The organism is Micromonospora sp. PTRAS2 (genome assembly GCF_054052245.1).
This window is the reverse complement of sequence record NZ_JBSWBU010000007.1, coordinates 156,499-182,091: the sequence shown is the minus strand read 5'-3', so window position 1 is coordinate 182,091 and position 25,593 is coordinate 156,499. Positions and strand designations below refer to the sequence as shown.

Sequence of the window (25,593 nt, the reverse complement as noted above, 5' to 3'; positions counted from 1 at the left end):
CGGTTCAGTCGGGTTGGGCGTCGAGGTAGACCCAGCGGCCGTTCTCGCGGGTGAAGCGGCTGTGTTCGGTGAGGGTCGCGGGTCGGCCGGCCTGTCGGTAGTGGGCTTGGAAGGTGACGGTGCCGGTGGTGTCGAGCAGGCCGCCGCGTTCGGTGTGGAGGATGTCGAGTCGGGTCCATCGTTGGCCGGGTTCGGGGTGCAGGTGGGTGGGGCGGGTGGAGGTGTGCCAGCTGCGCAGCAGGTAGGCGGTGTCGCCGATGGCGTAGGCGCTGTATCGGGAGCGCATGAGTGCTTCGGCGGTGGCGGCGTCGGCTTGCCCTCGGTGGAGTTTGCCGCAGCAGTCGGGGTAGGGCTGGCCGGTGCCGCACGGGCAGGGGTGGGTTGCCGGGTTGCGGTGTCGTTTCGCCACGTGGTCATCCTGCCGTAGTGGTGCGGAAAGGGCCGGCCCCGGTGGGGCCGGCCCTTTCTGGTGGTTGTGGGTCAGGAGGTGGCGTAGCCGCGGGTGGCGATCCAGTCGGCGAGGTGGTCGACGGTGATCCAGTAGCTGGCCTGGTCGGGGTTGGCCGAGTCGGCGATCTTGACGGTGTGGCCGTTGTCGCGGTAGCCGACGACGCTGATGTAGTGGCCGCCCTCGAAGGAGTGGGTGACGCCGTCGGTGTCGGTGGTGGTGCCGGCGATGTTGGCGACGACTGCGCGGCCGTTGTCGACGGTGCGGACGATGTCGGCCCGCAGGGTGTCGGTCTGCTTGTCGTCGGCCTTGTGGGTGCGGATCTCGACGCTGCGGTAGGCGTCGGGCTTGCCGGTCTCCTTGTTGAGTACGGGGGTGATGTCGTTGATGGAGTTGGTGCCGGCCTCGGTGGTGCCCATCTCCTTGGCCATGGTGTCCACGTCGATGTTCTTGCCCTGCACGCTCAGCGCGTTGCGCGCCGCCGCCGGGCCACAGTAGTAGAAGTTCGGCTGCGCCTCGTAGCGCACGTCCAGCTGACGCTCACCCGCCGGCCGACGCTCCGCCTGCACCGACACGGCGGCCCGCTCCGCGGGAGCGGCCTGCGCGGCCAGCGCCGGACCCGCGATCCCACCAGCGGTCGCGGCGATACCAGCAACGGTCAGAGCGGTACGACGAATCAGATCGGTACGCATAACAGCGTGCTCCTCTGCTCGGGGGAAAGACACGGCGCCACACACAGGGGAAGGGCGGCACCGCGAGAAGACTGGGGGACACACCCGGCGGCCGGGGGGCGGCCTGCTCGGGGCGTCGGGAGGATGTAACGACCCCGGCCCGTCCGCCATTCCCCGACCCGGGATCCGGGCTGACGGGGCGGGGCTGACCGGGCGGCAGAGCCCCGGTCGCATGCCAGATACAACGCCCCCACCCCCGACCCGATTCCGGCACCGCGGTGAGCCGGGCCACGGGACGCCGTGGGATGGACCGGACAGGTGGGTGGTGGGTGGCGTGCCGGGTTTGTCGTGGTGGGTGGTCAGAGCCAGCCGGAGCGGCGGAACAGTCGGTGCAGGGTCAGTGCGGCGGCGGCCATGAGCAGGAGTGCGGCGCCGTAGCCGTAGCGCCAGTGCAGTTCGGGCATGTGGGTGAAGTTCATCCCGTAGATGCCGGCGACGGCGGTTTGGGTGGCGGCGATGGCGGCCCAGGCGGCGATCTTGCGCATGTCGTTGTTCTGTTCGACGGCCAGTTGTGCCAGTCGGGTCTGCAGGATCGAGTTGAGCAGGTCGTCGTAGGCGTTGACGCGGTCGACTGCTCGGGCGAGGTCGCCGTCGACGTCGGTGAACCAGCGGCGTAGCGCGGGGGGTGGGCCGTCGGTGGGTGGTGTGGCCAGGGTGCGCAGTGGTGCCTGTGCGGGTAGGACGGCGCGTTTGAGTTCGACGATTTCTCGTTTGAGTTGGTAGATGTGCGGGATGTCGGCGGTGCGCTCGCGGGCGAAGACGGTTTCTTCGAGTTGTTCGAGGTCGGTTTCGACGTGGGTGGCGACGTCGAGGTACTGGGTGACCATGCGGGCGCAGATGGCGTATGCGACGGCCCAGGGGCCTTCGGCGAGGATGGCGCGGCGTTGTTGGAGGTCCTGGCGGACGGTGGTGAGTGCGCCGGGTGCGCCGTGGCGGACGGTGACGACGAAGCGGTCGCCGATGAAGATCATGACGTCGCCGGTGTCGACGACTTCGGAGGTGTCGGTGAGTTCGGTGTGTTCGACGTATGCGGCGGTGCGGAGGACGAGCAGGGTGACGTCGTCGTGGCGTTGCAGGGTGGGTCGGTGTCCGTCGGTGAGGGCCTGGGTGATGTGGAATTCGTCGAGGCCGAAGGTGTGTCCGACTGCGGTCATGACGGCGGGGGTGGGGTCGTGCAGGCCGAGCCAGACGAAGGAGTGTCGGTTGCGGCGGCTGTGGGTGTGGGCGTCGGTGTAGTGGGGGCGGCCGGGTTGGCGTTGGCCGTTGACGTAGACGGCGCAGTCGACGACGGCGTCGGGGTTGGTCGGTCCGGTGGCGGGTGGTGTGGTGCGGGTGGGGCGGCGCAGTGCGCGTCGGAGCAGGTCGGGCAGGGTGGTGCGCTGTCGGGTCGGTGCGGGTCGTTGGTCCACCGGTCACCTCCGCCTTGCGGGGACTGACGGCAACCGTAGGGGATCTTCGGGTGGGGTGGTGGGTCAGGGCACCGCGGTGGGTCAGGGCACGGCGGTGGCGAAGACGATGAGGTTGTCGGGGTAGGTGTGGTGGCGTTGGTCGAATGGGCCGCCGCAGGTGATGAGGCGGAGTTGGGGTGTGGGGCTGGTGCCGTAGACGAGGGCGGTGGGGAAGCGGGTCTTGGGGTAGGCGCGGATGTCGTCGACGGTGAAGGTGGCGGTGCGGTTGTCGGCGCGGGTGATGTGGATGCGATCGCCGGGTCTGAGTCGGCCGAGGTTGAAGAAGACGGCGGGGCCGGTGTCGCGGGAGTCGACGTGTCCGACGATGACGGCGTTGCCGGCTTCGCCGGGGCTGACGCCGGGGCGGTACCAGCCGGCGGTGGGGGGTGGGCCGGCCGGGGGGACTTCCAGTTGGCCGTCGGTGGTGGTGGCGACGGGGACGATGTCGGCGTGTACGTCGATGGTGGGGATGGTGATGTGCAGGGGGGTGGCGTGGGGCAGGGGTGGTGCGGGGCTGGTGGTGCTGGTGGTGGTGGGCTTGGTGTCGGGTTGGGGTGGTGGGGGTGGGGTGTGGGTTGCGGCGGTGGCGAGGAGGCCGAGTCCGGCGGCGGCGGTGAGGGTGGTCAGTGTGATGGCGGCCCGGTGGGTGTGGTGGGGGGCTGCCACGGTGTCTCCTTTCGGGCAGGTGGGGGTGCCCGCGTCGGTGGTGGCCGGCGCGGGCACCCGTGGCAGGGATGGGTGGTGTGGTTCAGGCTGGTGCGGTGGTGCGGCGGCGTCGTCGGCGGGTGAGGATGAGTGCGCTGGTGGCAGCGGCGGCGACGAGGGTGGTGCCGGTGGCGAGGAGGCCGGTGGTGTCGCTGTCGGTGCCGGTGCCGGCGGGTGCGGCGCCGATCGGGGTGACGGTGAAGGTGGAACTGCCTGAGGTGGTGCCGTCGCCGCAGGTGGCGGTGACCGTATAGGTGCCGAGGGTGAATCCGGCGGTGAACAGTTCCGCGCTGAGTCCGCCGCCGGCTGCGGCGGTGGTGGATCGGACGTTCTGGTCCCGGTCGGGTCCGGTGACGTGGAAGAGCGCGTCGCCGGATTTCGGGTTGCAGGTGGAGGTGAGCACGACGGTGCCGCCGACCGGGGTGGTGGCTGGTGAGACGGTGGTGTCGGCGAGGGCGGCGGCGGGGAGCAGGAGTGTGCCGAGGCCCGCGCCGAGCGCTGCCGATCCGAGGATTGTCTGTGCCTTCATACGCGTCTTCCCTCACTTTTCGTCCGCTGTCGCGTGGGACGTCGTTCGGGTGGCCAGCTCCGTGTGTAGCACCGGTGTGTCCCACACTAGGAGGGTTGGGTCCTCGATCCGGTGGGATTGAGAATTCTTCGTTGCCGTCCTGTGGCGGGGGCTGGTGGGGCGGTGTGGGTGGTCCGTCCGTGCCATGATCGTGATCATGAATACGGGGACTGTTACCGCGGACGCTGCGGGCACGTGGACGCTGGGCGATCTCACGGTCAACCGGATGGGTCTGGGCGCGATGCGGTTGACGAAGACGGCTGATGGTCGACCCAGCGACCGGGGGCGGGCGGTCGGGGTGTTGCGCCGGGCCGTGGAGTTGGGTGTCAACCACATCGACACGGCCTCGTTCTATTTCTCGGCGTTGCGTTCGGCGAACGAGCTGATCAATACGGCTCTCGCCCCGTACCCGGAGGATCTGGTGATCGCGACGAAGGTCGGGCCGGGCAAGGACGCGTCGGGGGAGTGGTTGCCGTTGGCGCGGCCCGAGCGGTTGCGGGGGCAGGTGGAGGAGAACCTGCGGCAGTTGGGTCGTGACCACCTGGACCTGGTGTATCTGCGGCAGGATGGTCTGGAGTCGGTGGCGGAGCATTTCGGCGCGTTGGCCGAGCTGCGTGAGGCGGGTCTGATCCGGCAGCTTGGCATCTCCAACGTCCGTCCGCATCATCTGCCGCAGGCGCAGGCCGTCGCGCCGGTGGTGAGTGTGCAGAACGCGTACGGGCTGGGGTACCGGCCGCGTCACGACCAGTTCCTGCGGGACTGCGCCGCGCAGGGTGTGGCGTATGTGCCGTTCTTCTCCCTGGCGACCACGGGCCGGGAGGCGGGCGCGAGCGGCGTGGAGGACGCGGAGGTGCGGGCGGTCGCCGCGGCGCACGGGGTGTCGCCGGTGCAGGTCCGGCTGGCGTGGACGTTGGGGCGGGGCCCGAACGTGCTGGCGATTCCCGGCACGGGCGATCCGGATCATCTGGTGGCGAACGTGGCGGCGGGGGCGTTGCGGTTGACCGACGGGGACCTGACCCGGTTGGAGGCCGTGCACCGGCGCGGCGAGTGACGGTGGCGTTGTCGCCGCCGGCCGGTGTCGGGTGGCGGCGGGTGGTGTGACAGCGTGTCGGGGTGAACGATGGCGTGCCGGTCGACGTCGACGTCGCCCTGGTCGGCGGTGGGGGTGCCGCGTCGCTGGTCCTGGCGGCGCTGGACCGGCACGGGCTGGCGGGGTTGCGGGTCGCCGTGGTGGATCCGGTGCGCAGGCGCGGCCAGGATCGCACGTGGGCGTTCTGGGGTCGCCCCGGTGGTGAGCTCGACGGGGTGCTCAGCGCCAGTTGGGGGCAGGTGGAGGTGGTCACGCCGGCTCGCCGGCGGGTGCTGGACCTGGCGCCGCTGCGGTATGCGATGGTGCGGTCCGCTCCGGTGTATGCGCGGGCGGCGGAGGCGGAGCGGCGGCTGGGGGCGGTGCGGTTCGACGCGGCGGTGGCGGGGCTCGACGACGACGGCACGCGGGTGGTGGTGCGCGGCGGGGACGGTGCGCCGCTGGTGCGGGCGTCGTGGGTGCTCGACTCGCGTCCCCGGCCGCCGGCGCGGCCGGGCCGGACGAGCTGGTTGCAGCATTTCCGGGGTTGGTGGGTCGCCTCGGAGGTGGCGTTGTTCGATCCGCGGCGGGCGGTGTTGATGGATTTCCGCACCCCGCAGCCGGGCCGGGGGGTGTCGTTCGGTTACGTGTTGCCGGTCAGCGACCGGTTCGCGCTGGTGGAGTACACCGAGTTCTCCCCGGCCCGGTTGACGGGCGACGGGTACGACCGGGCGTTGCGCGGCTATCTGGGTCGGCTCGGGTGGGATCCGGCGGCGTTGGTGGTGCGGGAGGTGGAGGACGGGGTGATTCCGATGACCGATGCGCCGTTTCCGCGTCGTCCCTCGCCTCGGGTGGTGCGGTTGGGCACGGCGGGTGGCGCGACCCGCCCGTCGACGGGGTTCACGTTCTCGGCGATGCTGCGGCAGGCCGAGCAGGTGGCGGCGGCGTTGGCGGGTGGGCGGGCGCCGGTGCCGGCACCGGCGTATCCGCGTCGGCACCTGTGGATGGACGCGGTGGCGTTGCGGGCCCTGGACACGGGTCGGGTCGGTGGTCCGGAGTTCTTCGACGGGTTGTTCGACCGTAATCCGGCGTCGCGGGTGCTGCGGTTCCTCGACGGTGACACCGGGGTGGTGGAGGATCTGGCGGTGATGCGGTCGAGCCCGTTGGTGCCGATGACGTCCGCGGTGCTCGGTGACGCGGTGGGGCGGTTGCGTGGTCGGCTGCGCCGGCCCGGGTGAGCGCGGGGTCGCCGGTCAGCCGGGGCTCGCGGCGACGGTGTCGCGGATGCGGGCCCGCAGGTGCTGCAGGGGGTCGCCGTCGCCGACGGCGAGGCGGTTGCGGGTCGCGGCGACGGTGAGGCCCCACCGGGGGTAGGCGAAGGCGAGGCTGCCGCCGCTGCCGGCGGCGCCGAAGGACCCGTCGTCGTCGATGGAGTAGCCGAGACCCCAGGTCGTTTCCCGGCCGAAGACCCATTCGGTGCCGCGGACGGCGGGGGAGGACACGGCACGCAGCCGGTGCGGTGAGATCAGCCGTACGCCGTCGACGGGGCCGAGGAGCGCGGCGTACATGCGGGCGGCGGCGCGGGCGGTGAGGGTGCCGACGGCGGGCACGTCGACGGCGAGCACGTCGGGTCGGGTGGCGAGGGTGACGTCGGGGCGGACCCCGGGTGGGACGACCCGGTCGAGGTGGGGTAGTTGACCGGCGAACACCTCCAGCATGGTCGACAGGTTGCCGTCTTCCATGCGGGCCAGGCCGGGTTGGGCGGTGGGGTGGACGCCGCAGAGCAGTTCCCCGGCGACGCCGAGGGGCGCGGCGACATCCTCGGTGAGGATGTCGCCGACGCGGCGGCCGGTGACGCGGCGGATCACCTCGCCGACGATCCAGCCGAACGTCCACGCGTGGTAGGCGAGTTGGTGGCCGGGTGTCCACAGGGGGCGGGCGTCGGCGACGATGCCGCACATGCGGTCCCAGTCGGCGAAGTCGTCGAGGGTGACGTCGGCGGGTAGCGCCGGTATCCCGGCGGTGTGGGTGAGGGCGTGGCGCAGGGTGATGTGGTCCTTGCCGTGGCGGGCGAACTCGGGCCACACGTCGGCGATGCGCAGGTCGTAGTCGAGGTGCCCGCGTTCGGCCAGCACGTGTACGACGGTGGCGGTGAGTCCCTTGCCGGTGGAGACGCCGTAGACGCCGGTGGCGGCGGTCATGGGCCGGCCGGTGGTGGTGTCGGCGACGCCGGCGTGGGCGTCGACGATCGGTTCGCCGTGCAGGTAGGCGGCGACCTGTACGCCTGCCTCGCGGCCGGTGCAGACGAGGTCGTCGATGGTGGCGTGGATCTCGGCCCGGAGGTTGTCGAGGCGGTCGGTCACGGTGAGCCACCCTGCCATGCCGCCGGTGGTGGCGCCGCCGGTTTTCTGCCGGCGGGGGTGGTCGGTGCCGGTCGGGGCGGCCGGTAGGTTGCGGGCATGGTGGATGCGGCGGCCGGTGGGGTCGTGGAGATCTGGACCGACGGGGCGTGCAGCGGCAATCCGGGTCCGGGTGGGTGGGGTGCGGTGCTGCGGTACGGCACCCACGAGCGGGACCTGTGCGGGGGAGAGGCGACGCCGACGACCAACAACCGGATGGAGCTGATGGCGGCGATCCGGGCGTTGGAGAGTCTGACCCGGCCGGTGTCGGTGCGGTTGCACACCGACAGCACGTATGTGCGTAACGGCATCACGGGTTGGTTGGCCGGGTGGAAACGCAACGGGTGGGTGACGGCGGCGCGGCAGCCGGTCAAGAACGCGGACCTGTGGCAGCGGTTGGAGGCGGCCTGCGCCCGGCACGAGGTGACCTGGTTGTGGGTGAAGGGGCACAACGGGCATCCGGAGAACGAGCGGGCCGACGCCCTGGCCGGCCGGGGCATGGCGCAGGCGCGGGCGGAGGTGGGGGCGGCCCGACTGGGGTGACGTTGCGTCACGGGGTGGGGTTGTGCCGGGGCACACCGGTGGGTAACGTTGCGGATCGATGGCGTTACTTTCAGTTGTCACGGGAGGTGTCCGCGTGACCGCGACCGCCGCTACCGACCTGCCGCTCTGGCCGGCGTCCACTCTCGATCACGGCCCGTTCGCGCTGCTCGACGAGGAGCAGCGGCATCGGCTCGCGGGGCCGGTGACCCGGGTCCGGCTGCCGACCGGCGCGCCCGCCTGGCTGGTCACCCGGCACGCCGACGTGCGTCAGGTGCTGCGTCACCCCGGGTTCAGCGCCGACCTGGAGCGTCCCGGGTTTCCGCTGCTGCGTCCGCTGCCCCCGCAGTCGGAGTCGGACCGGCAGGGCGGCTTCATCCGGATGGACGGTGAGGAACACTTCCGGCTGCGTCGGATGCTCACCGCCGAATTCATGATCAAGAATGTGCGGCGGATCGAGCCGTTGATCCAGCAGACCGTCGACGCGGCGTTGGCCGACCTGGCCGCGGCGGGTCCACCCGCGGACCTGGTCGAGACGTTCGCCCTGCCGGTGCCGTCCATCGTGATCTGTCACCTGCTCGGTGTCCCCTACGCCGACCACGACTTCTTCCAGGTCCGCAGCCGCACCCTGCTGGACCGCACGACGTCGATGGAGCTGGTCCGGGCCCACGCGCAGGAGCTGCGCGACTACCTGCGTGAGCTGGTCGTCGCCCGGCACCACGACGCCGACGGCGACGACCTGATCAGCCGGCTGGTGCGCGACCGGGTCGCCACCGGGCAGCTCACCGTCGACGAACTGGTCGGCATGGCCCTGCTGCTGCTCGTCGCCGGCCACGAGACCACGGCCAACATGATCGGCCTGAGCACCCTGCTGCTGCTGCGCGAGCCGGGCCGCTTCGCGGCGCTGCGCGAGTCGCCGCACCGGGCGGCCGAGCTGGTCGAGGAGCTGCTGCGCTACCTCAGCGTGGTGCGCACGGGGCTGCCCCGGCTGGCCCTGGTCGACGCCGAGATCGGCGGCCAGGTCATCCGGGCGGGGGAGGGCGTCATCGCGGTGTTGTCGCTGGCCAACCGCGACCCGGAGGTCTTCGACGACCCGGAGGAGTTCGACCCGTACCGGCAGGCCCACCAGCACCTCGCGTTCGGCTTCGGGGTGCACCAGTGCATCGGTCAGCCGCTGGCCCGCGCGGAGCTGCGTATCGCCCTGGTGGGGTTGGCCGACCGTTTCCCGACCCTGCGGGCCGCGGTCGTGCCGCAGCAGGTGTCGACCCGCGACACGTCGGTCGTGTTCGGCCTCAACAACCTGCAGGTGACCTGGTGAGCCAGGTGGGCGTGGTGCGGGTGGCGGTGGACCGGGGCAGGTGCTGCGGGTCCGGCAACTGTGTGGTCGCCGCGCCGGAGGTCTTCGACCAGGACGACACCGACGGGCTGGTGCTGCTGCGGCGGCCCGAGCCGCCGCCGGCGGCGGCCGAGCGGGTCCGCCGCGCTATCGAGGTCTGCCCGGCCGGCGCCATCCGCCTCACGTCGACGACGCAACCCTGACCGGCCGGGCCCGCCGGTGCGGGGGCGGCGGCCCAGGCCGCCCCGCACTCCTCGACGACCCACGACGACGGTTGACGTCGCCGACACCGCCCGCCGGGTGAGAGGTCAGGGTTCGCGGGAAGGGTCGGCGGCGCCGGAGACGGCGTCGACGTCGTAGCCGGCCCGGCTGGTGTCCCGGGCCGGGCGGGCCTGTTCGGCCGGCAGGTCGGCGAAGTCGTCCCCGCTGTCGGTGCTCGTGCGCACCGAATCGCCCGGCGGGCGCAGGGAGGCCTCCATGGCCGGCACGCCGTCCGGCTCGTCGGTGCTGGCACGGTCGTAGCGTCGCTCACTGGTCATGGGGCCCTCGTGCCCGGCTGGCCGGCCCGCAAACGTCCCCCGGGCCGGCGGTGAGCGCCGCCCGGGTCGAGCGTCGGCCGGTCAGCGTCGGCCGGTCAGCGGCGGCGGACCCGGCCTGCCGGGTTCGCGCCGCGGCGGCGGACCGGGACGACCGGCAGCGACCAGTGCGCGGGGCGGGTCACCGTCGCCGGGAGACCGGTGCGGTGGTCGCCCCGGGCCGCGTCGACCTGCGACTGGTGCACGAACAGCGCCCCGCGCATGTCCGCGCCCCGCAGATCCGCGCCCCGCAGGTCGGCGCCGGTGAGGTCGGCCAGCGTGAGGTCCACGCCCCGCAGGTCCGCCCCGAGCAGCACCGCGCCGCGCAGGTTCGCCCCCACCAGGTCGGCCCGGCGCAGGTCGGCGGCGACCAGCGCCGCCCCCCGCCGGTCCGCGCCGGCCCGCTCACCCCGGACCCGTTCGCTCACCCGCACCAGCAGCGGGTTCACCCGCCCCCGGTGCGCGTCGACGTCCACGGCCAGCAGCTGCGCGGCGGTGCCGCCGGCCAGCCGTCGGGTCTGCGCCAGCGCCGCGTCCAGCTCGGCGCGCAGCGGCCCCGGCGCGGTCAGCGTCACCGCCTGCGTCAGATACCACAGCAGCTCGTGCAGCGGCCGCATCACGGCGAACACGTCGAACATGCGGGTCGCCTCGCCGGGAGCCGCCCGCCAGTCCCGGCCGGCGAAGGTGACCTGGGCGACCCGCTGGCCCGCCCCGAAACAGTCGAAGACGGTGCACCCGGGGAAGCCCCGGGCCCGCAGGTCCCGGTGGATGCCGCAGCGGAAGTCGTCGCCGAGGTTCGGGCACGGCCGCCCGGCCGGCTTGTCCACGGCGAAGTCCGACGAGGCGGCGAAGGCGGGCGCGACACAGCACAGCCCGACGCAGCGGGCGCAGTCGGCCCGCAACTCGTCGCCGGAGTCGGGCGGGTCGGTCTCGGACACGTCGGGCCCTCCTCGAAGACGCCGCAACAGCGCCGGGACACGCCCGGGCCCCGCCCATTGTCGCGTCGGCGGCCACCCACCCCGGACACAGGGTGGGGCCGCCGGCGGCCAGTGTCGTGGCCGTCAGCCCTGCCGCCAGTCGTCGGCGCTCAGGTGCGAGCCCGCCTGCGGGCCCATCAGCAGCATCCCGCCGTCGACCGGCCACGACGCCCCGGTCACGTACGCGGCGGCGGGGGAGGCCAGCAGCGCCACCACCGCCGCGACCTCCCGGGCGTCGCCGGGCCGCCCCACCGGCACCCCGGGGCGCGCCTGCGTCAGCGGGTCGACGTCCTCCTGCCCGGTCATCGGGGTGGCGATCTCACCGGGGGCGACCGCGTTGACGGTGATCCCGTCGGCGGCCAGTTCCTGCGCCATCACCCGGGTCAGCAGGCCCAGCCCGCCCTTCGCGGCGCAGTACGCCGACGAACCCACCCGGGGGGCGTGCTCGTGGACGCTGGTGATGTTGACGATCCGGCCCCCGGTGCCCGCCGCCCGCATCCGCCGGGCGGCCCGCTGACCGCACAGGAACGGCCCGTCCAGGTCCACCGCCAGCACGTCGCGCCACTGCTGCCAGCTCGTCTCGACGAACGGCGCGGACGCGCCCGTGCCGGCGTTGTTCACCAGCACCCCGAGCCCGCCGAGCCGGTCGGCCAGCTCGTCGACGACGGCCGCCGCGTCCGGCAGCCGGGTCAGGTCCAGCTCGGCGGTGGCGCAGCGGCGGCCGGCGGCGCGTACCTCGTCGGCGGTGCGCCGGGCGCCGTCGGCGTCGCCGTACCAGGTGATGCCGATGTCGAAGCCGGCGTCGGCGAGCGCCACCGCGCACGCCTTGCCGATGCCGGAGTCGGCGCCGGTGATGATCGCGATGCGGGGATAGTCGTCGTAGCACTGAGGCATGCGGGGGCACTACCCCCGTTGGCGGCGTCGAACCGCCGGGGTGCGGCCGCGACGTGTAGCCGGCCGCCGGGCGGGTAGCCGCAGCGGCATGGAGCTGGTCGAGGAGTCGCCGTACCGGTTCCGGATCGACCGGCGCGATCCGATGCGGGTGCCGGGGGTCGTGTTCGCCTCCCGGGAGCTGATCCCGCACGTCGACGAGGACCGGTGGCCGCAGCAGGTGGCGAACGTGGCGACCCTGCCCGGGATCGTCGGCGCCTCGTACGCGATGCCCGACGTGCACTGGGGGTACGGGTTCCCGATCGGCGGCGTCGCCGCCACCGACGTGGCCGCCGGCGGTGTGGTCTCCCCGGGCGGCGTCGGTTTCGACATCTCCTGCGGGGTGCGGCTGCTCGCCGCCGACCTCGACCGGACCGACCTGCCGAGGGTGCGCGACGCGCTGATGGACGGCCTCGACGCGGCGATCCCGCGCGGCATGGGCCGCGGCGCGGTGTGGCAGCTGGCCGACCGGGCCGAACTGGACGCGGTGCTGCGCGGCGGCTCCCGCTACGCCGTCGAACGCGGCCACGGCGTGCCCCGCGACCTGGCGCGCTGCGAGGACGCCGGCGTGGTCGACGACGCCGACCCCGGGCAGGTCAGCGACCGCGCCGTGCAGCGCGGCCAGCAGCAGGTGGGCAGCCTCGGCTCCGGCAACCACTTCCTGGAGGTGCAGGCGGTCGACGAGGTGCACGACGAGGCGGTCGCGGCGGCGTTCGGGCTGCGCGCCGGCCAGGTCGTCGTGATGATCCACTGCGGGTCGCGGGGCCTGGGCCACCAGATCTGCACCGACCACGTCCGGGCGATGGAACGGGCGATGCCAGGCCACGGCATCGAGGTGCCCGACCGGCAGCTGGCCTGCGCGCCCGTGCGGTCGCCGCAGGGCCGGGCGTACCTGGGGGCGATGGCCGCCGCCGCGAACTACGCCCGCGCCAACCGGCAGTTGCTCACCGCCGCCGCCCGCCGGGTCTTCGCCCGCACCGCCGGCAGCGGCCTGCACCTGGTGTACGACGTGTCACACAACCTCGCCAAGATCGAAACGCACGGGGTGGACGGGGCGGACCGGCGGCTGTGCGTGCACCGCAAGGGCGCCACCCGGGCCCTGCCGCCCGGGCATCCGCAGCTGCCCGCCGACCTGCGCGCCGCCGGGCAGCCCGTGTTCGTCCCCGGCTCGATGGGCACCGCCTCGTACGTGCTCACCGGCGTGGCCGGTGCGCCCGCGTTCGCCTCGACCTGCCACGGGGCGGGCCGGGTGCGCAGCCGCGCGCAGGCGGGGAAGTCGGTGCGCGGGCAGGAGCTACGCCGGGAACTCCAGGCACGGGGCATCGCGGTGCGGGGGGCGTCGTGGCGGGGGCTGGCCGAGGAGACACCGCAGGCGTACAAGGACGTGTCGGCGGTGGTCGACGTCGCCGAGGCGGCCGGGTTGTGCCGCCGGGTGGCCCGGCTGGTGCCGCTCGGCGTGGTCAAGGGCTGAGCGGGCGCTCACACGTCCAGGGTCACCGCGCAGGACCAGCCGCGCGGGCCGGGGCCGAAACGCAGCTCCTGCAGGGCCACCGCCTTCGGCACCGCGCCGACCAGTTCCACCGCGCCGGTGTCCACCAGCCGCCAGCACACCCGCAGGCCGCCGGAGCCGGTGGCGCTCACCCGGGTCGTGACCGGCAGCGTCCCTGCGGTCTCCAACCGGAAGATCACCTCGTCGAGGACGCCCACCAGCAGGTCGGCGTCGTCGCCGGCCGGCACGTCGAACGCCGCCTCGACGCCCGCGCCCGCGCCGGTGGTGTCGGCGAACGTTTCCACCATCGCCGCCACGGCCTCGGCCACGCAGCCCTCCCGGTCCGGCGCCCACGCCTCGATCCGCACGTCGGCGGTGTGCGCGACACTGCGCCTGCCCCGCCCCGATCCTGACCGCATGCCCCGATCATGCCGGCCGCCGGGCCCGCCCAGGTCCCGATCGCGCCACCCGAGGCCGGGCGTTGACCGCCGTCGACGGCGGTGGATAGTGTCCGTTTCACCGCCTGCGACGGGAGGCACGTCATGGCCTGCGAGCACGTCGACGTGCTGATCGTCGGCGCCGGCCTCTCCGGCGTCGGCGCGGCCTGCCACCTGCGCCGCACCTGCCCCGACAAGACGTACGCGGTGCTGGAGGCCCGCGACGCGATCGGCGGCACCTGGGACCTGTTCCGCTACCCGGGCATACGGTCGGACTCGGACATGTTCACCCTCGGCTACGCGTTCAAGCCGTGGACGAACCCGCGCGCCATCGCCGACGGTGAGTCGATCCGCGCATACGTGCGCGACACCGCCCGCGAGTACGGGGTGGACCGGCACATCCGGTTCCACCACCGGGTCCTCGCCGCGCAGTGGGACAGCGCCACGGCCCGCTGGACGGTGCGCGCCCGCCGCGACGACACCGGCGAGGACGTCACCGTCACCTGCGGATTCCTGTTCGTCTGCTCCGGCTACTACCGCTACGACGCCGGCTACACCCCCGACCTGCCGGGCGTCGACTCGTACACCGGGCGGCTGGTCCACCCGCAGCACTGGCCGGCCGACCTCGACCACACCGACGCGCGGGTGGTCGTGGTCGGCAGCGGCGCCACCGCCGTCACCCTCGTCCCGGCCCTGGCGCGGCGGGCCGCCCACGTGACGATGCTGCAGCGTTCACCGACGTACGTCATCGCGTTGCCGTCGCGCGACGTGCTCGCCGACGCGCTGCGGCGCTGGCTGCCGGCGAAGGCCGCGTACCCGGTGGTGCGGTGGAAGAACGTGCTGCTCGGCACCGCCAACTTCCAGCTCAGCCGCCGCGCCCCGACGCTGGTCAAGCGGTTCCTGCGGCGCGCGGCGGCCGGCCGCCTCCCGGCCGGCTACGACGTCGACCGGCACTTCTCCCCCCGCTACGACCCGTGGGACCAGCGGCTGTGCGTGGCCCCCGACGGGGACCTGTTCGCCGCCCTCGGCACCGGCCGCGCCGACGTGGTGACCGACCGGATCGACACGTTCACCCCCACCGGCATCCGGCTCGCCTCCGGCGTCGAGCTGACCGCCGACGTCGTCGTCACCGCCACCGGCCTCGACCTGCTCGCCCTCGGCGGCATGACGCTCACCGTCGACGGGCGGGACGTCGACCTCGGCGCGACGGTCGCCTACAAGGGCATGATGCTGTCGCAGGTGCCGAACTTCGCGATGACCATCGGCTACACCAACGCCTCCTGGACGCTCAAGGCCGACCTCGTCGCCACGTACGTGTGCCGGCTGCTGCGGCACCTGGACGCCACCGGCCAGCAGATCGTCACCCCGCTGGCCCCCACCGGCGGCCCGCTGGAGCCGATCATCGACCTCAAGGCCGGTTACGTGCTGCGCAGCGTCGACGCGCTGCCCAAGCAGGGCGCGTCCGCGCCGTGGCGGCTGCACCAGAACTACGTCCGTGACGTGCTGCTCATGCGGCACGGCCGGCTCACCGACGCCGGCGTGCGGTTCTCGCGCGCCCCGCAGGTGTCCCCGACACAGCGACGCGACCCGGCCCACCCGGCCGGCAGCGGCGTCGGCTGACCGGGCGGGGCGAAGGGAGATCGACGTGCGCAGGTTCGACTTCACGGCCGGCAGGGCCGTGGTCACCGGGGCGGCCGGCGGCATCGGCGAGGCCGTCGCCCACGGCCTGGCCCGGCGCGGCACCGACCTGGTGCTGCTCGACCGCGACGCCGACCGGCTCGCCGCCGTGGCCGCCGCGCTGCGCGCCGCCCACCCCGGCCGGCAGGTCGACACCGTCGTGGTCGACCTGGCCGACGCCGCCGCCACGGCCCGGGTGGCCGAGGAGCTGCGGCGGCGGCACCCGCGGCTGCGGCTGCTGGTCAACAACGCCGGTGTCGCGCTGGGCGGCCGCTTCGACCAGGTCACCCTGGACGAGTTCGGCTGGGTGGTCGACGTCAACTTCCGGGCCGTGGTGCAGCTCACCCACGCCCTGCTGCCCGCCCTGAAGGCCGAGCCGGGCGCGCACCTGGTCAACGTGTCCAGCCTCTTCGGGCTCATCGCCCCCGCCGGGCAGGCCGCCTACGCGGCCAGCAAGTTCGCCGTGCGGGGCTTCACCGAGGCGCTGCGCCAGGAGCTGGCCGGCGACGGCGTCGGGGTGACGTGCGTGCACCCCGGCGGCATCCGCACCCGCATCGCCGCCGACGCCCGCGTCGGCAGCGGGGTGCCCGTCGAGGAGTACGAGGCCGCCCGCCGCCGCTTCGAGCGGCTGCTGTCCATCGACCCGGCGACCGCCGCCGAGGCCATCCTGCGTGGTGTGCAGCGGCGTCGGGGGCGGGTGCTGATCGGCTGGTCGGCGCGGCTGCCCGACCTGTTGGCCCGGCTCGCCCCCGCAGGGTACGGCCGGGTGCTCGCCCTCGCCGTGAACCGGCCTGCGGTGCCCGGCCCCGCCGCGCCGGCCGGCAACCGGGGCAGCGGGGCGGCGGGGGAGCCGGGGTGAGCGGACCGGCCGACACCATCGTCACGGTGCGGGGGCGCGTCGCCCGGTGCCGGGTCACCGGCGACGGCCCGCCCGTGGTGCTGCTGCACGGCATCGGCCGCACCCTCGCCGACTTCGCCGAGCTGCACGGGCGGCTCGCCCGCGACCACCGGGTGATCAGCCTCGACCTGGCCGGGCACGGCGGGTCCGCGCCGCTGGACGAGCCGCACACCCTGCCGGCGTTGGCCCGGGCCGCCGCCGACTGCCTCGACGCGCTCGGCGTGACCGGCCCCGCCCACCTGGTCGGCAACTCCCTCGGCGGGGCGGTGGCCATGCGGTTGGCCGTCGACGACCCGGCCCGCGTGGCCAGCCTGGTGCTGGTCGCCAGCGCCGGCTTCGGCCGCGAGGTGACCATCGGGTTGCGGCTGCTGGCGGTGCGACCGCTGGCCCGGCTGCTGCTGCGGCCGAGCCGGGCCGTGGCCCGCCGCACCGAGCGGACCCTGTTCCACGACCGGCGGCACGTCACCGCCGCCCGCCTCGCCGAGGCGCTGGCGGTGGCCCGCCGCCCGCACGCCGCCCGGGTGATGGGCGAACTCGTCGCCAGCCTCGGCACGGTGCGGGGCGTCGCCGCGCCGTGGCGTCAGGAACTGCTCGACGCGGTGGCCCGGCTGGACCTGCCCGTCCTGGTCGTCTGGGGCGACCGGGACCTGATCCTGCCCGCCGCCCACCTCGACGCCGCCCGGGCCCGGCTGCCCCGGGCCCGCACCCACCTGTTCGCCGACACGGGGCACCTGCCGCAGATCGAGCGGGCCGAGGAGTTCCACCGCCTCGTCACCGGCTTCTGGGCGGGCCGCCCCGCCGACCACTGACGCACGCCGACCGGCGGCGCGGGTGAACCGACACGCCGCCGTCTGCGTCAGGGCGGGCTGCTGCCGCGCTTGTCCTCCTGCGCCAGCACCGCGTCGCGTAGCTGCGGATCGTCGCGTTCGGCCAGCTCCGCGGCCAGCCGCGCGTCGCCGACGAGCCGGTCGTGGTTTCGGTGCAGGAACGCGTCGAACCCCCCGGTGTACGGGCAGGCCAGGTCGCCCAGCGTCGTCTCCGGCTGGTAGCGGCACCCGGTGCAGTAGTCGCTGAGCTCGTCGATGTAGCGGCCGTCGACGGCGTACGGGCGGGTGTCGATGCGGCCCAGGTCGGCGTACTGGCTCATGCCGATGACGGTCGCGTTCATCACCCAGTCGGTGCCGTCGACGAAGCAGTCCCGGAACCAGTCCGCCAGCTCCGCCGGCCGCCAGCCGCGCTGCAACGCGTAGTTGCCGAGCACCAGCAGGCGCTGCGCGTGGTGCGCCCAGGCGCGGTCGCGGACCCCGGCGAGCACGTCGGCCAGGCAGCGCGCCTCCACGGCGTCGGCGTCGAGCCCGGCGAACCAGTCGGGCAGCGGCTCGGTCGCGGCCAGCCAGTTGCCGCCCCGGTAGCCCGGCTCGTAATACCAGTAGAGCTGCCAGAGGAACTCCCGCCAGCCCAGCAGCCCCCGGATGAACGGCTCCACCGCCGACAGCGACGCGGCCCCCTCCCGCCAGGCGCCCTCGGCGGCCCGGACCGCCTCCGCCGGGTCGAGCAGCCCCAGGTTGAACGACGACGACAGCACACTGTGGGTCAGCAGCGGGTCGCCCGCGCTCATCACCTCCTGGTAGCGGCCGTAGTCGGGCAACCGGTGCGCCACGAAGTGCCGCAGCCTCGCGTCGGCCTCGGCGTGGGTGGCCGGGTAGCGGCGCGGGCCGTCGCGGCCGACGAACCGCACGCCGTCGCGCTCCCAGCCGTCCAGCTCGGCGCGGACCTCCGCGTCGATGTCGTCCTCCACGATCGGTGGGGGAGCCGGCGCCACCAGCCCGGCGGTGGCGGCGCGGCGGGGACGGCGGGGAACCCGCCCCGGCGGGCCCTCGAACACGCCGTGCTCGCGCCGCGCCCAGCGGTAGAAGTCGGACACCCGCAGCGGCCCCCGGCGGTCGGCGTCTGCCCACGCCGCGAAGTCCTCCCGGCGGACGAGGAAACCACGCGGTGGCAGGACGGTCAGCCCCGACACCGAGCGGGCGAAGGCCAGCCCGGCCCGCGACGGCGGGTGGCAGACCTCGACCGGCCCGTCGACGCGCTCCAGGGCCTGCCGGAACGTGTCGGCGCGCACCAGCAGGGCCCGGTCGCCCAGCTCGGCGGCGCGGTGCCGCAGCGCGGAGAGCAGCAGGTGCGCCTTCTGTCGGTGCATCGGGCGGCGCCGGAACAGCTCCCGGGCCTCCACGAGCAGCACCGGCTGCGCCGCGTCGTCGAGGAAGTGGGGCCCGAGTTGATCGGCGAGCAGCCACCGGCGGGAAGACATGTGTCGATTCTGCCCAGTCCGTTCCGACGCCGCCGCCCGGCACCGGCGTGTCCATCAGGTGGCGCACGCCACAGCGCCACCCGGGTGGGCCGCGCCACGTTCCGCCCGCCCGTGGCGGACACCGGCGCGAGCGACGCCCATCATGGATGGATGACGCATCCCAGCCCGGTGGCGGGCGCCGCCGCGCGGCGGCCGGCGACGTCGCCGCGCTGATGGCCGCCGACCGGGCGTTCCACGCCACCGCCGTGGAGGCCGCCGCCGCGGTCGAGGCGACCGCCGCGCCCGGCCGCCGGGCCGTCGGGGTCTGGGCCGTCGCCCTCAGCGCGTACGTGGCGGCGGTGTTCCACCGCGGCTCGCTCGGCGTCACCGGGGTCGACGCGGCGCACCGCTTCGACATCAGCGCGGCCACGCTGGCCACCTTCACCGTCGCCCAGCTCGCCGTGTACGCGGCGATGCAGGTGCCGGTGGGCGTGCTGCTCGACCGGTACGGCTCGCGGCGGCTGCTCCTCGCCGGCGGCGCGTTGATGGTCGCCGGTCAGCTCTGCTTCGCGGTCGCCACGGACGTCGGCCTCGCCGTCGCCGCCCGGGTGCTGGTCGGCCTGGGCGACGCGATGACGTTCATCAGCGTGCTGCGCATCGTCGCGTTCTGGTTCCCCGGCCGGCGCAACCCGATGATGGTGCAGCTCACCGGCACCCTCGGTCAGCTCGGCGCGGTGCTGGGCGCCGTGCCGCTGGTCGCGCTGCTGCACCACGCGGGCTGGACCCCGGCGTTCCTCGGCGCCGCCGCGCTCGGCGCGACCGTGCTCACCATGGTCGTCGCGGTCGTCCGGGACACCCCGCACCGCGGGCCGGCCGCCGGGCCCGCCCCCGACCTGACGACGGTACGCCGACAGCTCGCCGCGGCCTGGGCGCAGCCCGGCACCCGGCTGGGACTGTGGACGCACTTCGTCGCCCAGTTCTCCGGCTCGGTGTTCGCCCTGCTGTGGGGGTACCCGTTCCTGGTGCAGGGGCAGCAGATGGCACCCACCGCCGCCGCGTCCCTGCTCACCCTGATGACCCTGGCCAGCCTGGCGGCGGGCCCGGTCGTCGCCCACCTGTGTGCCCGCTACCCGCTGCGCCGCTCGGTGCTCGTGCTCGCCGTCACCGCGGCCACCGCCGCGGTGTGGGCGGTGGTGCTCGCCTGGCCGGGCCGCGCCCCGGGCTGGCTGCTGGTCGTGCTGGTGCTGGTGCTCGCCGCGAACGGCCCCGGCTCCGTCATCGGCTTCGACTACGCCCGCACGTTCAACCCGGCCAGCCGGATCGGCAGCGCCATCGGCATCGTCAACGTGGGCGGTTTCGTCGCCTCGATCGCGCTCGTGCTGGCCGTCGGGATCGTGCTGGACCTGGCGACCCCCGCCGGCCGGGCCGCCCCCGACCTGGCCGCGTTCCGGTGGGCCTTCGCCGTGCAGTACGCCCTCTGGGCGCTCGGCGCGGTCCAGGTGCTGCGCTACCGCACCGCCGCCCGCCGGGTCCTCGCCGCCGCGCAGAGCATCGGCCGACCGGCCGAACCGGTCCAGGCCGCCCCGCCGGTGGTAACCCCCGCACGTCGGTGGGTCCGGCGAGGTGATCGGCGGTAGTTTCGCCGGGGAACGTGATCGGCGCGGGCAGCCCGCCGGCGCGTACCACGTCGTCGGCCGGGGCCCGGTGGCGGCGACACCGACAAGCGCGTGGACCAGGAGGAATCGTGAGCCAGGAAGTCCGGGGAGTCATTTCACGGCGCAAGGGCGCGCCGGTCGAGGTCACCACCATCGTGGTGCCCGACCCGGGGCCCGGCGAGGCGGTGGTCCGCGTCCAGGCGTGCGGGGTCTGCCACACCGACCTGCACTACCGCGAGGGCGGCATCAACGACGAGTTCCCGTTCCTGCTCGGCCACGAGGCCGCCGGGATCGTCGAGCAGGTCGGCGACGGCGTCACCGACGTCGCCCCCGGCGACTTCGTGGTGCTCAACTGGCGGGCCGTGTGCGGGGTCTGCCGCGCCTGCCGCCGGGGCCGGCCGTGGTACTGCTTCGCCACCCACAACGCCGCCCAGAAGATGACGCTCACCGACGGCACCGTCCTGTCGCCGGCGCTGGGCATCGGCGCGTTCGCCGAGAAGACCCTCGTGCACGCCGGGCAGTGCACGAAGGTCAACCCGGCGGCCCGGCCCGCCGCCGTGGGCCTGCTCGGCTGCGGGGTGATGGCGGGTCTCGGCGCGGCCATGAACACCGGCGGTGTCACCCGCGGCGACTCCGTGGCCGTCATCGGCTGCGGTGGGGTCGGTGACGCCGCCGTGGCCGGCGCGGCCCTGGCCGGCGCGACGACGATCGTCGCGGTGGACACCGACTCCCGCAAGCTCGACTGGGCCCGCAGGTTCGGCGCCACCCACACCGTCAACGCCTCCGAGGACGACCCGGTGGAGGCGATCCGGGCCGCCACCGGCGGATTCGGCGCGGACGTCGTCATCGACGCCGTCGGCCGGCCCGAGACGTGGAAGCAGGCGTTCTACGCCCGCGACCTCGCCGGCACGGTCGTGCTGGTCGGCGTGCCCACCCCGCAGATGAGCGTGGAGCTGCCGCTGCTGGACGTGTTCGGCCGCGGCGGCGCCCTCAAGTCCAGCTGGTACGGCGACTGCCTGCCCAGCCGCGACTTCCCCCTGCTCACCGAGCTGTACCTGCAGGGCCGGCTCGACCTGGACGCGTTCGTCACCGAGGAGATCGCCCTGGACCAGGTCGAGGAGGCGTTCACCCGGATGCACCACGGTGACGTGCTGCGGTCGGTGGTGGTCTTCCCGTGACCGCCCGCGTCGACCACACCGTCACCTCCGGCACGTTCTCCCTCGACGGGCAGACCTTCGACGTCGACAACAACGTGTGGGTGATCGGCGACGACAGCGAGTGCGTCGTCGTCGACGCCCCGCACGACGTCGACGCGATCCTGCGTACCGTCGGCGGCCGGCGGGTGGTGGCGATCCTGGCCACCCACGCCCACGACGACCACGTGCGGGTCGCCCCGCAGCTCGCCCGGGCCACCGGCGCGCCGGTGCTGCTGCACCCCGACGACCGGGTGCTGTGGGACATGGTGCACCCCGACGTGGCCCCCGACGGCGAGCTGCGCGACGGCGCGACGGTCGAGGTGGCGGGCACCGAACTGCGGGTGCTGCACACCCCCGGCCACAGCCCGGGGGCGTGCAGCCTGCACGCCCCGCAGCTCGGCGTCGTCTTCACCGGCGACACCCTCTTCGCCGGCGGGCCGGGGGCGACGGGCCGCTCGTACAGCGACTTCGGCACCATCATCGAGTCGATCCGGACCCGGCTGTTCACCCTGCCCCCGGAGACGGTCGTGCACACCGGCCACGGCGACAGCACCACCATCGGCGCGGAGGAGCCGCACCTCGCGCAGTGGCTGGCCCGGGGCCACTGACGGTCAGCACGCGGCCGGCCGGGGGTGCCCGGCCGGCCGGCGTCAGTCCTCGTCGGCCAGGCCGCCGCGCACCAGCTCCAGCAGCCGCGCCAGCCCCGGCCGGCAGCCGACCAGCTGCACGCCGCGCGGGCCGGCCCGCACGAGCGTCGCGGCCGAGCGCACGTCGACGAAGGTCAGCCCGGACAGGTCCAGCACGACGGGCTGCCGCGCCGGCGTCTCCGCGGTGACCGCGGCGAGCAGCGCCGCGAAGGCGTCCCGGTTGCTGCGGTCGACCTGCCCCACCAGCCGCAGCCCCGCCGGGTCGGCCGTGCGGTGGGCGCGCAGCAGCGGCGTCCACCGCGGCCCGCACGCCGGGGCGGCGGCGGCCGGGTGCGCGGACATCATCGCCTGGCACCACTCGGTGGAGAAGATCCGCCGGTCGTAGAGGCACAGGCCGGCCGCCCGGCCGTCGAGGAAGAGCGCGCTGGCGGCGGCCTCGTAACGGCGCAGCGTGTCGATGCCGACCTGCCGGCGCGCCGCCCAGGCCATGTCCCCGACCAGCCGTACGCCGGGGTGGCCCTCGCGGTGCGCCGAGGCGATCTCGGCGGCGAGGGCGTCGACGACCCGTTCGGGCTGGAACCGGCCCCCGGCGAGGTAGCTGTCGCCGCAGGGCACGATGCGCAGCTCACCGGCGTGCGGCGCGGGCCCGGGGGCCGCGCCGTGGCGGGCGGCGGACGCCCGCACGTCATCGGCGGACAGCACGTCGAGGAAGCAGACGACCCGGTGGCCGAGCCGCAGGCCGGCGGCGGCGAACCGGCCCACGGCGTCGAGGCCGTCGGTCTCGTCGTCGTGGAACCAGCAGACGTGGTCGCCCAGCTCCATCTGGTCCACCACTGCGGCTGTGGTCACCTCATCGCCTTCCGGTCGACGCACCTGTCACTGTAACCCCGACCCGGTTCGGCGCTTGAGGACCAACGTTCGGGAAAGCCGCGCTGAGCGAAGGTCAAGCGGCAGCGACCGATGGTGTTGTTCGTGCGTAGCATCCAGAATCTGGATCCCCACGAAGGAGACCCTTCCCATGGACACGTCAACGTGCATCGACGTCCCGAACGCGTTCGCCGCGTCCTATGGTGTGAGCAGCAGTTCGGCGCGTGCCTGGGTCGCCGAACTGCCTCGCCTCGGCGGCAACTTCCTGCGCCGCTGGAAGCTACGCCTCGACGGTCCCGCCGCGTACGGCATGGCTTCACTGGTCCTGCCTGTGCTCCGGGCCGACGGCACGCCCGCCGTCCTCAAACTCCAGCAACTACGGGAGGAAACCGCCGGGGCCGTGACCGGTCTACGGGCGTGGAAGGGCAACGGCGTGGTGCGCCTACTCGACCATGACGAGGAGAGCGGCACCCAGTTACTGGAACGGCTGGACGCGACCCGAACCTTGTCCTCGGTGGCCGACGATCACACGGCCATGCAGATACTGGCCGAGTTGATGGCCCGCCTGACCTCGGTACCCGCCCCGATGGGCCTGCGACAGTTGGCCGACATCGCCGCCGCGATGCTCGACCAGGCCCCGCAGGCCCTGCCGACGCTGTGTGATCCCGCTGAACAGCGGCTGGTGCGCACGTGTGCGTCCGCCGTGGCCGAACTGATCGGCGAATCCGGCGACCGCCTGCTGCACTGGGACCTGCACTACGACAACGTCCTTGCGGCAGAGCGCGAACCGTGGCTTGCCATCGATCCCGAACCGCTTGCCGGCGACCCCGGCTTCGATCTGTGGCCAGCCCTCGACAGCCGCTGGGATGCGGTAGTGGCGACTGGTGACGTGACACGCACCGTGCTTCGCCGCTTCGACCAGTTGACCGAGATTCTTGGCCTGGACCGTCAGCGCGCGGCCGGCTGGACACTCGGCCGCGTTCTGCAGAACGCACTGTGGGACATTGAAGACGGTAAGCCAAGACTCGAGTCGGCGCAGGTTGCCGTCGCGACGGCGTTGCTTAACCGTTCGGAATGAAGGAAGGGTACGCCCGGGGCGCGGTGTCGTTCATGGCTGGACGATGCCGTGCCCGTCGTGCGGACAACCTCCCCGAAGCCCTCGCGGCGAGGTCGAGACGCTTGTCCTTGTCGAGAATGAAGGTGCCGGTTGGATTGAAGCACGCGATCCGACGTTGGTCTTCAAGCGCCGGTTCGCGCCCGGGGTCGCGGCGGTGCCGCCGTCAGTCGGCACGGTCGACGATGTTCGCCCTGGCGGCCGCGTACCGTTCGCGGATCGCCGGCACGACGTCCGCCTCGTGCGTCTCCGCCTGCCCGATCGTCCACGGTGGCGGCTGTGGCCCGCCCGACAGCATCCAGGCCGCCTGGCGGGCGGCGCCGTCGGCGACGTACTCCCCGGGTGGGGGGACGAGCACGGGGCGGCCGAAGACGGCGGGCGCGATCCGGCGTACCGCCTCCGAGCGGGCGCCGCCGCCGACCAGGATGACCCGGTTCACCGTCGTGCCCTGCGCGAGCATCGCGTCCAGCCCGTCGGCGAGCGCACACAGCATGCCCTCCACCGCCGCCCGGGCCAGGTGCGCGGGCGTGGAGGTCCGCAGGGTCAGCCCGTGCACGGCGCCGGTGGCGTGCGGGCGGTTCGGGGTGCGCTCGCCCTCCAGGTAGGGCACCAGGACCAGCCCGTCGGCGCCCGCCGGGGCCGACAGCGCCAGCGCCGACAGCCCCGCGTGGTCCACCCGCAGCATGGCCGCGGCCGCGTCCAGCACCCGGGCGGCGTTGAGCGTGCACACCAGCGGCAGGAACCGGCCGGTCGCGTCGGCGAACCCGGCGACGATCCCGCTCGGGTCGGCGGCCGGCACGTCGGAGACGGTGGACACGATGCCGGAGGTGCCGATCGACACGATCACGTCGCCCGGCCCGGCGCCGACACCCAACGCCGCCCCGGCGCAGTCGCCGGCGCCGGCGCCCAGCGGCGCGCCGGTGCGCAGCCGACCGGCCCGGCCGGTCGGCCCGAGCACCTGCGGCAGCAGCACGTCGTCGCGGCCGAACGCCAACCCGAACAGGTCCCGGCGGTAGTCGCCGGTGGCGGCCGACCAGTATCCGGTCCCGCTGGCCTCGCTGCGGTCGGTGCGCAGCGCGTCGAGCCCCGGCGCGCCGGACAGCCGCCAGGTCAGCCAGTCGTGCGGCAGGCACACCGCAGCGGTCCGGGCGGCGTTGCGCGGCTCCGCCGAGGCCAGCCAGCGCAGCTTGGTGACGGTGAAGCTGGCCACCGGCACCAGGCCGACCGCCTCGGCCCAGGCCCGCCGGCCCGCCTCACCGCCGCCCAGGTCGGAGATCAGCTCGGCGGCGGCACCGGCCGAGCGGGTGTCGTTCCACAGCACGGCGTCCCGGACCACCGCGCCGTCGGCGTCGAGGCACACCATGCCCTGCTGCTGCCCGGCGATCGAGGCGGCCTCCACGTCGTCCAGGCCGCCGGCCCGCGCGACGGCGTCGGCCAGCGCGGCCTCCCACGCGGCCGGCGGCACCGCCGTGCCGGCCGGGTGCGGCGCGCGCCCCTCGCGTACCAGCCTGCCGGTCTCGGCGTCGCGGACGACGACCTTGCACGACTGGGTCGACGAGTCGACTCCGGCCACGAGCGGCACGGGCCCTCCTGCGGCTCGGGG

General features: G+C 74.3%; 26 protein-coding genes. 13 read left to right on the top strand and 13 right to left on the bottom strand.

What is annotated here, in order from left to right:
- Window positions 1-4: 4 nt before the first annotated feature.
- The 5 genes from ACVMYR_RS22240 to ACVMYR_RS22220 form a co-directional block, all read right to left on the bottom strand.
- Window positions 5-409, bottom strand: coding sequence for a YchJ family protein (locus tag ACVMYR_RS22240; RefSeq protein ID WP_091285206.1), 405 nt, complete (start codon window positions 407-409; stop codon window positions 5-7).
- A 71-nt stretch (window positions 410-480) separates the two neighbouring features.
- Window positions 481-1,140, bottom strand: a complete 660-nt coding sequence (locus ACVMYR_RS22235; RefSeq protein ID WP_457122628.1) for a C39 family peptidase — start codon at window positions 1,138-1,140, stop codon at window positions 481-483.
- 338 nt (window positions 1,141-1,478) lie between these two features.
- Window positions 1,479-2,588: a magnesium and cobalt transport protein CorA gene (locus ACVMYR_RS22230; protein ID WP_457122627.1), complete on the bottom strand. Its 1,110-nt coding sequence runs from the start codon at window positions 2,586-2,588 to the stop codon at window positions 1,479-1,481.
- Between the two features lie 81 nt (window positions 2,589-2,669).
- On the bottom strand, window positions 2,670-3,293 hold the full coding sequence (locus ACVMYR_RS22225; protein ID WP_228986244.1) for a class F sortase: 624 nt from the start codon (window positions 3,291-3,293) through the stop codon (window positions 2,670-2,672).
- Window positions 3,294-3,375: 82 nt separating this feature from the next.
- Window positions 3,376-3,861, bottom strand: a complete 486-nt coding sequence (locus tag ACVMYR_RS22220) for a hypothetical protein (protein ID WP_457122626.1) — start codon at window positions 3,859-3,861, stop codon at window positions 3,376-3,378.
- Window positions 3,862-4,057: 196 nt separating this feature from the next.
- Between ACVMYR_RS22220 and ACVMYR_RS22215 the strand changes: the two genes are divergently transcribed.
- Both ACVMYR_RS22215 and ACVMYR_RS22210 read left to right on the top strand, forming a co-directional pair.
- Window positions 4,058-4,951, top strand: a complete 894-nt coding sequence (locus tag ACVMYR_RS22215; protein WP_457122625.1) for an aldo/keto reductase — start codon at window positions 4,058-4,060, stop codon at window positions 4,949-4,951.
- Window positions 4,952-5,013: 62 nt separating this feature from the next.
- A complete protein-coding gene (locus ACVMYR_RS22210) occupies window positions 5,014-6,204 on the top strand; it encodes a lycopene cyclase family protein (protein WP_457122624.1) in 1,191 nt (396 codons plus the stop codon).
- 15 nt (window positions 6,205-6,219) lie between these two features.
- Here the strand turns inward: ACVMYR_RS22210 and ACVMYR_RS22205 are convergent, their stop codons facing one another.
- Window positions 6,220-7,329 carry a serine hydrolase domain-containing protein gene (locus ACVMYR_RS22205; RefSeq protein ID WP_457122623.1) on the bottom strand — a complete coding sequence of 370 codons (1,110 nt, stop codon included), beginning with the start codon at window positions 7,327-7,329 and terminating at the stop codon, window positions 6,220-6,222.
- A 96-nt stretch (window positions 7,330-7,425) separates the two neighbouring features.
- Here ACVMYR_RS22205 and rnhA point away from each other — a divergent pair, with 96 nt between their 5' ends.
- The 3 genes from rnhA (at window position 7,426) to ACVMYR_RS22190 (ending at window position 9,444) form a co-directional block, all read left to right on the top strand.
- Entirely contained in the window at window positions 7,426-7,908 is a 483-nt protein-coding gene (gene rnhA, locus ACVMYR_RS22200) for a ribonuclease HI (protein ID WP_228986246.1), read from the top strand.
- Window positions 7,909-8,002: 94 nt separating this feature from the next.
- Window positions 8,003-9,223, top strand: coding sequence for a cytochrome P450 (locus ACVMYR_RS22195; protein ID WP_228986247.1), 1,221 nt, complete (start codon window positions 8,003-8,005; stop codon window positions 9,221-9,223).
- Window positions 9,220-9,444, top strand: a complete 225-nt coding sequence (locus tag ACVMYR_RS22190) for a ferredoxin (RefSeq protein ID WP_228986248.1) — start codon at window positions 9,220-9,222, stop codon at window positions 9,442-9,444. Before ACVMYR_RS22195 ends, ACVMYR_RS22190 begins: the two co-directional genes overlap by 4 nt.
- Window positions 9,445-9,549: 105 nt before the next feature.
- Here ACVMYR_RS22190 and ACVMYR_RS22185 read toward each other — a convergent pair whose 3' ends face one another.
- The 3 genes from ACVMYR_RS22185 to ACVMYR_RS22175 form a co-directional block, all read right to left on the bottom strand.
- Window positions 9,550-9,780: a hypothetical protein gene (locus ACVMYR_RS22185; RefSeq protein ID WP_077940278.1), complete on the bottom strand. Its 231-nt coding sequence runs from the start codon at window positions 9,778-9,780 to the stop codon at window positions 9,550-9,552.
- A 95-nt stretch (window positions 9,781-9,875) separates the two neighbouring features.
- Entirely contained in the window at window positions 9,876-10,754 is an 879-nt protein-coding gene (locus ACVMYR_RS22180; RefSeq protein WP_077940279.1) for a pentapeptide repeat-containing protein, read from the bottom strand.
- Window positions 10,755-10,877: 123 nt separating this feature from the next.
- Window positions 10,878-11,687 (bottom strand): SDR family oxidoreductase, encoded by an 810-nt coding sequence (locus ACVMYR_RS22175; RefSeq protein WP_457122622.1) that lies wholly within the window; start codon window positions 11,685-11,687, stop codon window positions 10,878-10,880.
- An 88-nt stretch (window positions 11,688-11,775) separates the two neighbouring features.
- Here ACVMYR_RS22175 and ACVMYR_RS22170 point away from each other — a divergent pair, with 88 nt between their 5' ends.
- Entirely contained in the window at window positions 11,776-13,194 is a 1,419-nt protein-coding gene (locus ACVMYR_RS22170) for an RtcB family protein (protein ID WP_457122621.1), read from the top strand.
- 8 nt (window positions 13,195-13,202) lie between these two features.
- Here the strand turns inward: ACVMYR_RS22170 and ACVMYR_RS22165 are convergent, their stop codons facing one another.
- Window positions 13,203-13,631, bottom strand: a complete 429-nt coding sequence (locus ACVMYR_RS22165) for an archease (RefSeq protein ID WP_396792734.1) — start codon at window positions 13,629-13,631, stop codon at window positions 13,203-13,205.
- Window positions 13,632-13,754: 123 nt separating this feature from the next.
- Here ACVMYR_RS22165 and ACVMYR_RS22160 point away from each other — a divergent pair, with 123 nt between their 5' ends.
- The 3 genes from ACVMYR_RS22160 to ACVMYR_RS22150 are packed head-to-tail and all read left to right on the top strand — an operon-like array spanning window position 13,755 to window position 17,033.
- Complete coding sequence (locus ACVMYR_RS22160; RefSeq protein ID WP_457122620.1) at window positions 13,755-15,269, top strand: flavin-containing monooxygenase; 1,515 nt, start codon at window positions 13,755-13,757, stop codon at window positions 15,267-15,269.
- Between the two features lie 25 nt (window positions 15,270-15,294).
- Complete coding sequence (locus ACVMYR_RS22155) at window positions 15,295-16,185, top strand: SDR family NAD(P)-dependent oxidoreductase (protein WP_457122619.1); 891 nt, start codon at window positions 15,295-15,297, stop codon at window positions 16,183-16,185.
- Window positions 16,182-17,033 carry an alpha/beta fold hydrolase gene (locus tag ACVMYR_RS22150; protein WP_396792740.1) on the top strand — a complete coding sequence of 284 codons (852 nt, stop codon included), beginning with the start codon at window positions 16,182-16,184 and terminating at the stop codon, window positions 17,031-17,033. The genes ACVMYR_RS22155 and ACVMYR_RS22150 overlap by 4 nt, the downstream gene beginning before the upstream one ends.
- Window positions 17,034-17,080: 47 nt before the next feature.
- Here the strand turns inward: ACVMYR_RS22150 and ACVMYR_RS22145 are convergent, their stop codons facing one another.
- Entirely contained in the window at window positions 17,081-18,532 is a 1,452-nt protein-coding gene (locus ACVMYR_RS22145; RefSeq protein WP_457122618.1) for a cryptochrome/photolyase family protein, read from the bottom strand.
- A 146-nt stretch (window positions 18,533-18,678) separates the two neighbouring features.
- Here ACVMYR_RS22145 and ACVMYR_RS22140 point away from each other — a divergent pair, with 146 nt between their 5' ends.
- The 3 genes from ACVMYR_RS22140 (at window position 18,679) to ACVMYR_RS22130 (ending at window position 21,970) form a co-directional block, all read left to right on the top strand.
- Complete coding sequence (locus tag ACVMYR_RS22140; RefSeq protein WP_457122617.1) at window positions 18,679-20,148, top strand: MFS transporter; 1,470 nt, start codon at window positions 18,679-18,681, stop codon at window positions 20,146-20,148.
- Window positions 20,149-20,255: 107 nt separating this feature from the next.
- Entirely contained in the window at window positions 20,256-21,344 is a 1,089-nt protein-coding gene (locus ACVMYR_RS22135; protein WP_091275019.1) for an S-(hydroxymethyl)mycothiol dehydrogenase, read from the top strand.
- Window positions 21,341-21,970 (top strand): MBL fold metallo-hydrolase, encoded by a 630-nt coding sequence (locus ACVMYR_RS22130; RefSeq protein WP_353902025.1) that lies wholly within the window; start codon window positions 21,341-21,343, stop codon window positions 21,968-21,970. The genes ACVMYR_RS22135 and ACVMYR_RS22130 overlap by 4 nt, the downstream gene beginning before the upstream one ends.
- A 42-nt stretch (window positions 21,971-22,012) precedes the next feature.
- Here the strand turns inward: ACVMYR_RS22130 and ACVMYR_RS22125 are convergent, their stop codons facing one another.
- Entirely contained in the window at window positions 22,013-22,858 is an 846-nt protein-coding gene (locus ACVMYR_RS22125) for an MEDS domain-containing protein (protein WP_457122616.1), read from the bottom strand.
- A gap of 169 nt (window positions 22,859-23,027) precedes the next feature.
- Between ACVMYR_RS22125 and ACVMYR_RS22120 the strand changes: the two genes are divergently transcribed.
- Window positions 23,028-23,954, top strand: coding sequence for an aminoglycoside phosphotransferase family protein (locus ACVMYR_RS22120; RefSeq protein WP_457122615.1), 927 nt, complete (start codon window positions 23,028-23,030; stop codon window positions 23,952-23,954).
- 202 nt (window positions 23,955-24,156) lie between these two features.
- Here ACVMYR_RS22120 and ACVMYR_RS22115 read toward each other — a convergent pair whose 3' ends face one another.
- Entirely contained in the window at window positions 24,157-25,572 is a 1,416-nt protein-coding gene (locus ACVMYR_RS22115; protein WP_457122614.1) for an FGGY-family carbohydrate kinase, read from the bottom strand.
- Window positions 25,573-25,593: the final 21 nt, after the last annotated feature.

Excerpts from the sequence above, each read along its gene's own strand:
- ACVMYR_RS22235 (WP_457122628.1), bottom strand. The coding sequence starts at position 1,140 with ATGCGTACCGATCTGATTCGTCGTACCGCTCTGACCGTTGCTGGTATC.
- ACVMYR_RS22220 (WP_457122626.1), bottom strand. The coding sequence starts at position 3,861 with ATGAAGGCACAGACAATCCTCGGATCGGCAGCGCTCGGCGCGGGCCTC.
- ACVMYR_RS22215 (WP_457122625.1), top strand. The coding sequence starts at position 4,058 with ATGAATACGGGGACTGTTACCGCGGACGCTGCGGGCACGTGGACGCTG.
- rnhA (WP_228986246.1), top strand. The coding sequence starts at position 7,426 with ATGGTGGATGCGGCGGCCGGTGGGGTCGTGGAGATCTGGACCGACGGG.
- ACVMYR_RS22185 (WP_077940278.1), bottom strand. The coding sequence starts at position 9,780 with ATGACCAGTGAGCGACGCTACGACCGTGCCAGCACCGACGAGCCGGAC.
- ACVMYR_RS22175 (WP_457122622.1), bottom strand. The coding sequence starts at position 11,687 with ATGCCTCAGTGCTACGACGACTATCCCCGCATCGCGATCATCACCGGC.
- ACVMYR_RS22170 (WP_457122621.1), top strand. The coding sequence starts at position 11,776 with ATGGAGCTGGTCGAGGAGTCGCCGTACCGGTTCCGGATCGACCGGCGC.
- ACVMYR_RS22165 (WP_396792734.1), bottom strand. The coding sequence starts at position 13,631 with ATGCGGTCAGGATCGGGGCGGGGCAGGCGCAGTGTCGCGCACACCGCC.
- ACVMYR_RS22160 (WP_457122620.1), top strand. The coding sequence starts at position 13,755 with ATGGCCTGCGAGCACGTCGACGTGCTGATCGTCGGCGCCGGCCTCTCC.
- ACVMYR_RS22145 (WP_457122618.1), bottom strand. The coding sequence starts at position 18,532 with ATGTCTTCCCGCCGGTGGCTGCTCGCCGATCAACTCGGGCCCCACTTC.
- ACVMYR_RS22140 (WP_457122617.1), top strand. The coding sequence starts at position 18,679 with ATGGATGACGCATCCCAGCCCGGTGGCGGGCGCCGCCGCGCGGCGGCC.
- ACVMYR_RS22120 (WP_457122615.1), top strand. The coding sequence starts at position 23,028 with ATGGACACGTCAACGTGCATCGACGTCCCGAACGCGTTCGCCGCGTCC.